Annotated in this window: 6 protein-coding genes and 2 pseudogenes; 4 read left to right on the forward strand and 4 right to left on the reverse strand. The window is 69.2% G+C overall.

Annotated elements, in window-relative coordinates; genetic code table 11:
• The 4 genes and pseudogenes from ACE3PU_RS08120 to fliQ form a co-directional block, all read right to left on the reverse strand.
• Nucleotides 1–602, reverse strand: a pseudogene (locus tag ACE3PU_RS08120) (hybrid sensor histidine kinase/response regulator); the annotation flags it as partial.
• Between the two features lie 71 nt (nt 603–673).
• Nucleotides 674–1,750, reverse strand: coding sequence for a flagellar biosynthesis protein FlhB (gene flhB / locus ACE3PU_RS08125; RefSeq protein WP_374388524.1), 1,077 nt, complete (start codon nt 1,748–1,750; stop codon nt 674–676).
• Nucleotides 1,743–2,516, reverse strand: coding sequence for a flagellar biosynthetic protein FliR (fliR, locus tag ACE3PU_RS08130; protein WP_374388526.1), 774 nt, complete (start codon nt 2,514–2,516; stop codon nt 1,743–1,745). The genes flhB and fliR overlap by 8 nt, the downstream gene beginning before the upstream one ends.
• The gene (gene fliQ, locus ACE3PU_RS08135) at nt 2,516–2,779 is read right to left on the reverse strand and encodes a flagellar biosynthesis protein FliQ (RefSeq protein WP_374388528.1); all 264 of its coding nucleotides are present in this window, start codon (nt 2,777–2,779) and stop codon (nt 2,516–2,518) included. Before fliQ ends, fliR begins: the two co-directional genes overlap by 1 nt.
• A 351-nt stretch (nt 2,780–3,130) precedes the next feature.
• Between fliQ and folE the strand changes: the two genes are divergently transcribed.
• The 4 genes and pseudogenes from folE to ACE3PU_RS08155 all read left to right on the forward strand — a co-directional run.
• Nucleotides 3,131–3,718: a GTP cyclohydrolase I FolE gene (gene folE, locus ACE3PU_RS08140; protein ID WP_374388530.1), complete on the forward strand. Its 588-nt coding sequence runs from the start codon at nt 3,131–3,133 to the stop codon at nt 3,716–3,718.
• 57 nt (nt 3,719–3,775) lie between these two features.
• On the forward strand, nt 3,776–4,933 hold the full coding sequence (locus tag ACE3PU_RS08145; RefSeq protein ID WP_374388532.1) for an acyltransferase family protein: 1,158 nt from the start codon (nt 3,776–3,778) through the stop codon (nt 4,931–4,933).
• 132 nt (nt 4,934–5,065) lie between these two features.
• A complete protein-coding gene (locus tag ACE3PU_RS08150; RefSeq protein WP_374388534.1) occupies nt 5,066–6,739 on the forward strand; it encodes an MFS transporter in 1,674 nt (557 codons plus the stop codon).
• Nucleotides 6,740–6,848: 109 nt separating this feature from the next.
• Nucleotides 6,849–8,544: pseudogene (locus tag ACE3PU_RS08155) on the forward strand (hybrid sensor histidine kinase/response regulator); the annotation flags it as partial.

Here is an 8,544-nt window from a genome sequence, read left to right on the forward strand (position 1 = left end):
CCGGCGAACAGGTCCTCGCCTGCGATCACCGCCGATCCGAAAGGCGCGCCGGCCGCCATGGCCCGGGCCTCGCCCGTCGCGGGCGCGGGACGCGGCGCGACAGGGACCGGCAGCACCGCCTCGGGCGCCGCGCGCAGCAGGAAGCGCCCCTCGCCCGCCTGTCCGATCACCACCTCGACCTCGCGCGCGCCGATGGTGACGATGGCGTGGCCCGGCTGGCCCTGCCGGGCCTGGGCGAAGGCCATGTACAGCGCCTGGGCCGACTTGCCGCGCGGCAGGGCGGTGGTGTCGCCGTTCGCCTCGGCCCAGGCGGCGTTGAAGGCCAGCACCTGGCCCGACGCCCACACCAGGGCCGCCGGCTCGGCCATGGCGTCCAGGATGTCGATGGCGGCGTCGCTGTCGGCGGCGGGCGGATCGGCCCGTCGGAAGGCGAACAGGCCGATCAGGGCGATCAGTCCCGCCGTCACGATCAGCATCAGGCCGGGGGCCGACATCGGATCCGACCGAAAGGCCGGATAGGCCATGGCGGCCACGGCCAGCACCAGCCCGACCGCCATCACGACCAGCAGCGGATCGATGGGCAGGCGTCGGGAGGAGGTCATGGGGCCTCGTTCGGAAGGCGAATCAGAGGGGCGATCATACGCCCATTTCCTGTCGGACCCTTACCGGGCCCCTATCGACGACGCCGGGACTGGAAGACGAAGCCGATGATCTTGGCGGCGGCCTCGAAATGCTCCTTGGGAATCACCTCGTCCACCTCGACCGAGGCGTAGAGCGCCCGCGCCAGGGGCACGTTCTCGACGATCGGCACGCCGTGCTCCCTGGCCGTCTCGCGGATGCGCAGCGCCAGGGCGTCCACGCCCTTGGCCACGCAGATCGGCGCCCCGTCGCCCTTCTCGGGCTCATAGCGCAGGGCCACCGAATAGTGGGTCGGGTTGGTGACGATCACGGTCGCCCCGGGCACGTTCTGCATCATCCGCTGGCGGCTGCGCTGCATGCGGATCTGGCGCAGCTTGGCCTTCACGTGCGGGTCGCCCTCGGTCTGCTTGTAGTCTTCCTTCAGCTCCTCCTTGGACATCCGCATCCGCTTGGCGAAGCGGAACTTCTGCCACAGGAAGTCGGCGCCCGCCGTGGCGCCCAGCAGGATGACGGCGGCCACGAACAGGCTGATCGCCATGTCCCGCGCCAGCGGCAGCAGCATCAGCGGGCTCATCGCCGCCAGGTTTTCCAGCTCGCGCGTATGCGGCTTCAGCACCAGCCAGCAGACCACGCACACCGCGACCAGCTTCAGGAAGGTCTTCAGGAACTGGACCAGGCCGTCGATCCCGAAGATGCGCTTGAACCCCTCCAGCGGGTTCACCATCGACCATTTCGGCTTCAGCTTCTCGGCGGTGAACAGAAACCCCGACTGCGCCAGGTGACCGCCCGCCCCGCCGATGATGGTGGCCAGCATCACCGCCCCCAGGAACGGCGTCATGGCCCACAGGGCGTGGGCGAAGATCTCGGTCCCGCCGCCCCCGTCCAGCGCGCCCAGCATCTCGTGCGGAGACGCGATGAACGGCAGCAGCTGCTCGGCCATGGACGAGGCGAACCACCCGCCCCCGCCCAGGATCACCGCCGCCGCCCCGGCCAGGGCCATGACCTGGCCGACGTCCGCCGACTTGGCGACATCGCCCTTCTTGCGCGCCTCCTCGAGTTTTCGCGGGGTGGCCTCTTCTGTCTTGGACTCGGGATCAGCGCCTTCAGCCACCGGACCCTCCCGCCACAAAATACTCGGCCAGGCGCCGGTAGCGGTCGATGAAGACCGTGCCCATCACCCCCAGGCTCAGCGCGAAGATCGACAGGCCCAGGATCACGCTCAGCGGCGCGGCGGCGAAGAAGATCTGGAACTGCGGCATCACCCGCGCCACCAGGCCCGACGCCAGGTTGAAGATCAGGGCGAACACCAGCACCGGCGCCGACAGCTGAACCCCCAGCAGGAAGGCGTCGCCCATGGTCCTGACCGCCATGGCCGCGAAATCGTTCAGCATCAGCGGCTGGGACGGCGCCATCAGATTGTAGGACCCGGCGATGCCGGCGATGAACAGGTGGTGGGTGTTGGTGGCGAACAGCAGCGTCACCCCCAGCAGCGTCAGGAAGGCCGCGATGGTCGTGGCCGGCTGGGCCTGCAGCGGATTGGCCGTCTGGGCGAAGCTCAGCGTGGTCTGCAGCGACACGATCTCGCCCGCCGTCGACAGGGCCGCCATGAAGGTGCGCAGCAACAGGCCGATCATCACGCCGACCACCACCTCGCGGATCGCCCATCCGGCCATGCCTCCGACCGTCGAGGGCAGCGCCGGCAGCGTGCCCGCCACCACCGGCCACAGCGCCAGCGACAGCAGCAGCGCCAGCGACAGCCGGATGCGCGGCGGCACATAGGCCTCGCCGAAGCCGGGGATCAGCATCAAGATCGCGCCGACCCGCGCGAAGATCAGGCCGCCCGCCCAGACCTGATCGGCCGTCGCATAAGGCTCCACTACATCCCCGCGATGCGGGCGGCGATCTGGCGCATGAAGCCGCCCAGTAGCGCGCCCATCAGCGGCAGGAACAGCAGCAGACTGACGAAGATGGCGATGATCTTGGGCGCATAGATCAGGGTCTGCTCCTGGATCTGCGTCAGCGCCTGGAACAGGCCGATCACCACGCCGACCACCAGCCCGACCAGCAGCACCGGCGCGCACAGCTGGATCGTCAGCCAGATGGCGTCGCGGCCGACATCCAACACTTCCGCGCCGTTCATGGCCGCTCCCCGGAAATCACTTGGGCGAAATCACTGGGCAGAAAATGCCGGGAGGATGGTTAACGAGGGACTAAGACGATGCAGGGCGGGCGCCAGCCCACGGTCCCGCCGCTTCGGCGCCAGCCAGGGCGCGGCTCACCGACAGGCTCGGTCCGGACCCGTCGTCGCGCAAGACCCCAGCCCTTGACCCTTCACCGGCGCGTCCCACCTATCGCGCGAACCCGTGTTTCGGCGGCTCGATTTCAGACCATTCACACTATTCAGACGGTGATTTTTCGCCCCGAGGCGTGAACACCGCCTCGTCTTTTCCACCCCCTCCCCTTCGCCCGTCGCCCCCGCTATGAAGGCCCCATGACCGACGCCCCGAACGCCCCCAAGATCTCCCAGGCCGAAGCCGAAGCCGCCGTCAGGACGCTGATCCAGTGGGCGGGCGACGATCCCGACCGCGAGGGGCTGCTCGAGACGCCGGCGCGGGTGGCGCGCAGCTACCGCGAGCTGTTCGCCGGCTATGAGACCGATCCTCTGACCTATCTGGAGAAGACCTTCGAGGAGGTCGGCGGCTACGACCAACTGGTGGTGCTGAAGGACATCCGCTTCGTCAGCTTCTGCGAGCACCACATGCTGCCGGTCGTGGGCAAGGCGCACGTCGCCTATCTGCCGACCAACCGCGTGGTCGGCATCTCCAAGCTGGCGCGGGTGGTGCGCGGCTTCGCCCGGCGCCTGCAGATCCAGGAGAAGATGACGTCCGAGATCGCCCAGGCCATCCACACCGTGCTGCAGCCGCACGGCGTCGGCGTGGTGATCGAGGCCGAGCACAGCTGCATGACCCTGCGCGGCGTCAACGCCCCGGGCGCCAGCCTGTCGACCAGCCACCTGATCGGCATCGTCCGCGACGACCCCCGCACGCGCGAGGAATTCTTGCGGCTGGTCCGGGGCTGATTTCGCCCCGATCGCGGCGCCTCTCTTGCGGCCACCGGCCCCAAGGAGGCGTTTTCGATGCCGTGGACCCTGTTTTCGACCCGGAATGAGACAGTCCAGATCGCGCGCGGCGGCTGGCTTGACGCGCTGCGTTTCATCGTGGCCTTCCTGATCATCCTGCATCATTTCCAGGCCGCCGGTCCGGCGCCGCTGGCGGAAATCGTCAATCCGATCTTCGAGCGCGGCGGCTTTCTGCTGACCAACTTCTTCCTGATCGATTCCGGCTACGTCCTGATGCGGGTCTATGGCGCCGCGGTGGAGAAGGGGCGGATGTCGCCCGGCGACTTCTTCCTGAAGCGGTTCCTGCGCGTGATCCCGGCCCACCTGATGATGGGGCTGGCGCTGGTCGCCCTGGTGCTGTTCAGCGCCGCGGCGGGCGTGGCGCCGCGCAATCCGGAATGGTTCGCCTGGGATCAGCTGCCGGCGCAGCTGCTGCTGGTGCAGTCGTTCGGCGTGCACGGCGGCCTGGGCTGGAACGCCCCGACCTGGTCGATCTCGGCCCTGATCGGCTGCTACCTGGCCTTTCCCTGGATCATTCGCGGCCTGATGCGGCTGGGTCCGTGGTCGGCGCTGGCGCTGGGCGTCGGCGTCTATCTGGCGGCCAACCAGCTGTGCTGGCGGCTGCTGGACTTCCCCGTCTACCAGATGCCGATGCGCTACGGCTTCATCCGCGCCCTGCCGCTGTTCTTCCTGGGCATGACCCTGGCCTGGTTCGCGCAGAAGGTCTGGATCGCGCCGCGCCTGGCCGGGTGGGCCGGCATGCTGGCGGCGGTCGGCTTCTTCGCGCTGGAGCTTCACGACAAGCATGCGCTGGCGGCGTTGGCCCTCATCTGCATCATCATCCTGGCCGCCGGCGCCACGCCCGTGCGCAAGCCGTCCAAGCTGGTGGAGACGGCCGCCATGGTCTCCTTCTCCATGTTCATCACCAACGAGGTGGTGCGCATCGCCTGGTTCGGCGTGGTCAACGTCATGGCCGCCAAGCTGGCGCTGCCCGCGCTCGTCCAGTGGGGCCTGTGGGGGCTGGGCGTGCTGGCGGCGGTGGCCTTCGCCTTCGCCTTCCACTTCGCCATCGACGATCCGATCCAGTCGCGCATCCGACGCTGGTTCCGGTCGCGCGCCGGCGGGTGCCCCGCCGCGCGCGCCGAGGCCGGCCCGGTGGTGTCGCTGGAGGGCTGAGGCCGCCGCGCCGAACCTCGACCAAAGTCTGGCTCACCAGCCGTACCGGCGTGCGCCAAAGTCCATGTCCGCGCGTCCGCTGAAGGCCGCGTCAGAACGGCCGATCAACGGCGACATGGAGGAAACAGGACAATGGCTACCGACGCCGCAGCTGCGTCCGGGGGGAAAGACCACAAGGTCGATCGCAACGATCGCCTCGTGATCCTGGCCTCCTCGGTCGGCACCGTCATCGAATGGTATGACTTCTATCTGTACGGATCGCTGGCGGCGATCATCACGGTGCAGTTCTTCTCGGGCGTCAACGAGACGACGGGCTTCATCTTCGCGCTGATGGCGTTCGCGGCAGGCTTCGCGGTGCGACCGTTCGGGGCCATCGTCTTCGGGCGGCTGGGCGACCTTTGGGGGCGCAAGAACACCTTCCTGGTGACCATGCTTCTGATGGGCCTGTCGACCTTCGTCGTGGGCCTGCTGCCGTCCTATGCGGCCATCGGCATCGCGGCGCCGATCATCCTGGTGCTGATGCGCCTGATCCAGGGCCTGGCCCTGGGCGGCGAGTATGGCGGCGCCGCCACCTACGTCGCCGAGCACGCGCCGCAAGGCAAGCGCGGCTTCTACACCTCCTTTATCCAGATCACCGCGACCGCCGGCCTGCTGCTGAGCCTGGTGGTCATCCTGGGCGTGCGGACGGCGGTGGGCGAGGAAGCCTTCGCCGAATGGGGCTGGCGGATTCCGTTCCTGGTCTCGATCCTGATGCTGGCGGTGTCGCTGTGGATCCGGCTCAAGCTGTCGGAAAGCCCGTCGTTCAAGCGCATGAAGGCCGAGGGCAAGGGCTCCAAGACGCCGCTGAAGGACTCCTTCGGCAAGTGGCCGAACCTGAAGCTGGTGCTGATCGCCCTGGTCGGCCTGGCCGCGGGTCAGGCGGTGGTCTGGTACACCGGCCAGTTCTACGCCCTGTTCTTCCTGGAGCGGGTGCTGAAGGTCGACGCCTCGCTGGCGAACGTGCTGATCGCGATCGCCCTGCTGCTGGCCACGCCGTTCTTCGTCATCTTCGGCTGGCTGTCGGACAAGATCGGCCGCAAGCCGATCATCCTGCTGGGCTGTCTGCTGGCGGCCCTGACCTACTTCCCGCTGTTCCAGGCCCTGACCACGGCCGCCAACCCCGCCCTGGCGCGGGCCACGGCCACCTCGCCGATCACCGTCTACGCCGATCCGGCGGACTGCAACGTCCAGTTCGATCCGATCGGCAAGACCGTGTTCAATCACTCCTGCGACCTGGCCAAGTCCTACCTGGCCAAGGCCGGCATCAACTACACCAACCTCGAGGCTCCGGCCGGAACGGTGGCCGAGGTGCGGATCGGCGACACGGTGGTGGTCCCCAGCTTCCGCGGCGACGCCATGAGCCCCGCCGACTTCGCGGCCCAGAAGAAGACCTGGGACGCGTCGCTGGGCGAGGCCCTGTCGGGCGTGGGCTATCCGCTGAAGGCGGCCAGCGACGAGGTGAACAAGCCGGTGGTGGTGGCCATCCTGTTCATCCTGGTGCTGTACGTCACCATGGTCTACGGCCCCATCGCTGCGGCCCTGGTCGAGATGTTCCCGACCAGCATCCGCTACACCTCCATGTCGCTGCCCTACCATATCGGCAACGGCTGGTTCGGGGGCTTCCTGCCCACTACCGCCTTCGCCATGGTGGCCGCCACGGGCAACATCTACTACGGCCTGTGGTACCCGATCGTCGTGGCCCTGATCACCGTGGTGGTCGGCTTCATCTTCGTGAAGGAAGGCAAGGACGTCGATCTCAACGCCTGATCCTGCTTTCGGACGCTGAGACGAAGGGGCGGGTCGCTGTTCGGCGGCCCGCCCCGCTCTTTTTGGAAGCCCTCTTGTGAGCGGGGCCGCGCCCGGATCAGATGAGACGATGTTCAGCCTGGTGATCCTCGGCCTGGTGGCGGCCTATATGGCGGTGCTGTTCGCCGTCGCCTGGTCCCAGGAACGCCCGGCGGCGCGGGCGCGGGGCGCAGGGCTGGGGCCGTCGGTCTATGCGCTGTCGCTGGCCATCTACTGCACCTCCTGGACCTATTACGGCGCGGTCGGCACCGCGGCGCGCACGGGGTGGGAGTATCTGCCGATCTACATCGGGCCGGTGCTGGGCCTGACGCTGCTGTTCCCGGTCTGGCGGCGGATCGCAGCGGCCGCGCGGCGCGAGAATGTGGGCTCGATGGCCGACTTCGTCGCCTCGCGCTATGGCAAGAGCCAGACCCTGGGCGCGGTGGTGACCATCGTCGCCATCCTGGGTTCGCTGCCCTATATCGCGCTGCAGCTGAAGAGCCTGTCGATGGCCGGCGCCCTGCTGACGGCCGGCACGCCGGTGGCGGGATCCGAGCGGCTGACCGTGCTAGTGCTGGCGGGGGTGCTGGCCTTCTTCGCCATCCTGTTCGGCGCCCGGCGGCCCGACCTGACCGAGCATAATCGCGGCCTGATCCAGGCGATCGGCCTGGAGTCGGTGGTCAAGCTGGGCGCCCTGCTGATGGTGGCGGGTTTCGCCCTGTTCCTGCTGATCGACCGGGGCGACCCGGCCCGCATCGCTGAGGGCCTGGGCGATCTGGCGGCGCCCCCGAACGTGGACGCGCGGTTCACCGCCATCACCCTGGTGTCGACCCTGGCGATCTTCTGCCTGCCGCGTCAGTTCCACGTCGCCTTCGTGGAGGGCGCCGAGCCGGCCCAGGTGCGGCGCGCCCGCTGGGTGTTTCCGCTCTATCTGGCGCTGACCAGCCTGGCGGTGCTGCCGCTGGTGGCCGCGGGCGCCCTGTTCGCCCCCAGCGTCAATCCGGACCTGCTGGTCCTGGCCCTGCCGTTCGGACGCGGCGAACAGGCCCTGACGGCCGTCGTCTTCGTCGGCGGTTTCTCGGCCGCGACGGCCATGGTGATCGTCGAGGCGGTGGCGCTGTCGGCCATGGTGTCCAACAGCCTGATCCTGCCGTTCGTCGCGCGCGAGCGCTGGCGCAGACGGGGCGACGCCTCGGACATGGCGGGCGTGATCCTGCAGGTGCGCCGCGCAGCCATCGTGGCGGTGCTTCTGCTGGCGTGGGTCTATTACCAGGCGACGGACCAGACGCACGGGCTGGCGGCCATGGGCCTGGTGTCGTTCGCGGCCATGGCCCAGCTGGCGCCGGCCCTGCTGGGCGCGGTGATCTGGCGCGGCGGCCACGCCCACGGCGCGCTGGCGGGCATCGCGGTCGGGGTGGCGGTGTGGCTGATGATGCTGGCCCTGCCGCAGCTGGCGCCGGGCGCCGCCTGGCAGATTCCCGCCCTGCTGGGCCTGTCGGACGCCTTCGCGCCCGGCGTCTTCGTCAGCCTGGCGCTGAACCTGGCGACCTATGTCGGCGTGTCGCGCCTGGCCAAGCCCCGGCTGATCGACCGGGTCCAGGCGCGGGCCTTCGTCGACCGGCTGGGCCCGGACTGGCTGGAGGGGCGACCCTCCCCGGCGGGGGCCTCGGTCGGCGACCTGCGCGCCCTGGTCGCCCGCTTCATCGGCGACGAGCGGGCCGAGCGGGCCTTCGCCGCCTGGGCGCGCGAGACGGACACGCCCCTGAGGGACGCCGACCCCGCCGACG

The organism is Brevundimonas sp., assembly GCF_041911375.1.
In the GTDB taxonomy this organism is placed as follows: Bacteria; Pseudomonadota; Alphaproteobacteria; order Caulobacterales; family Caulobacteraceae; genus Brevundimonas.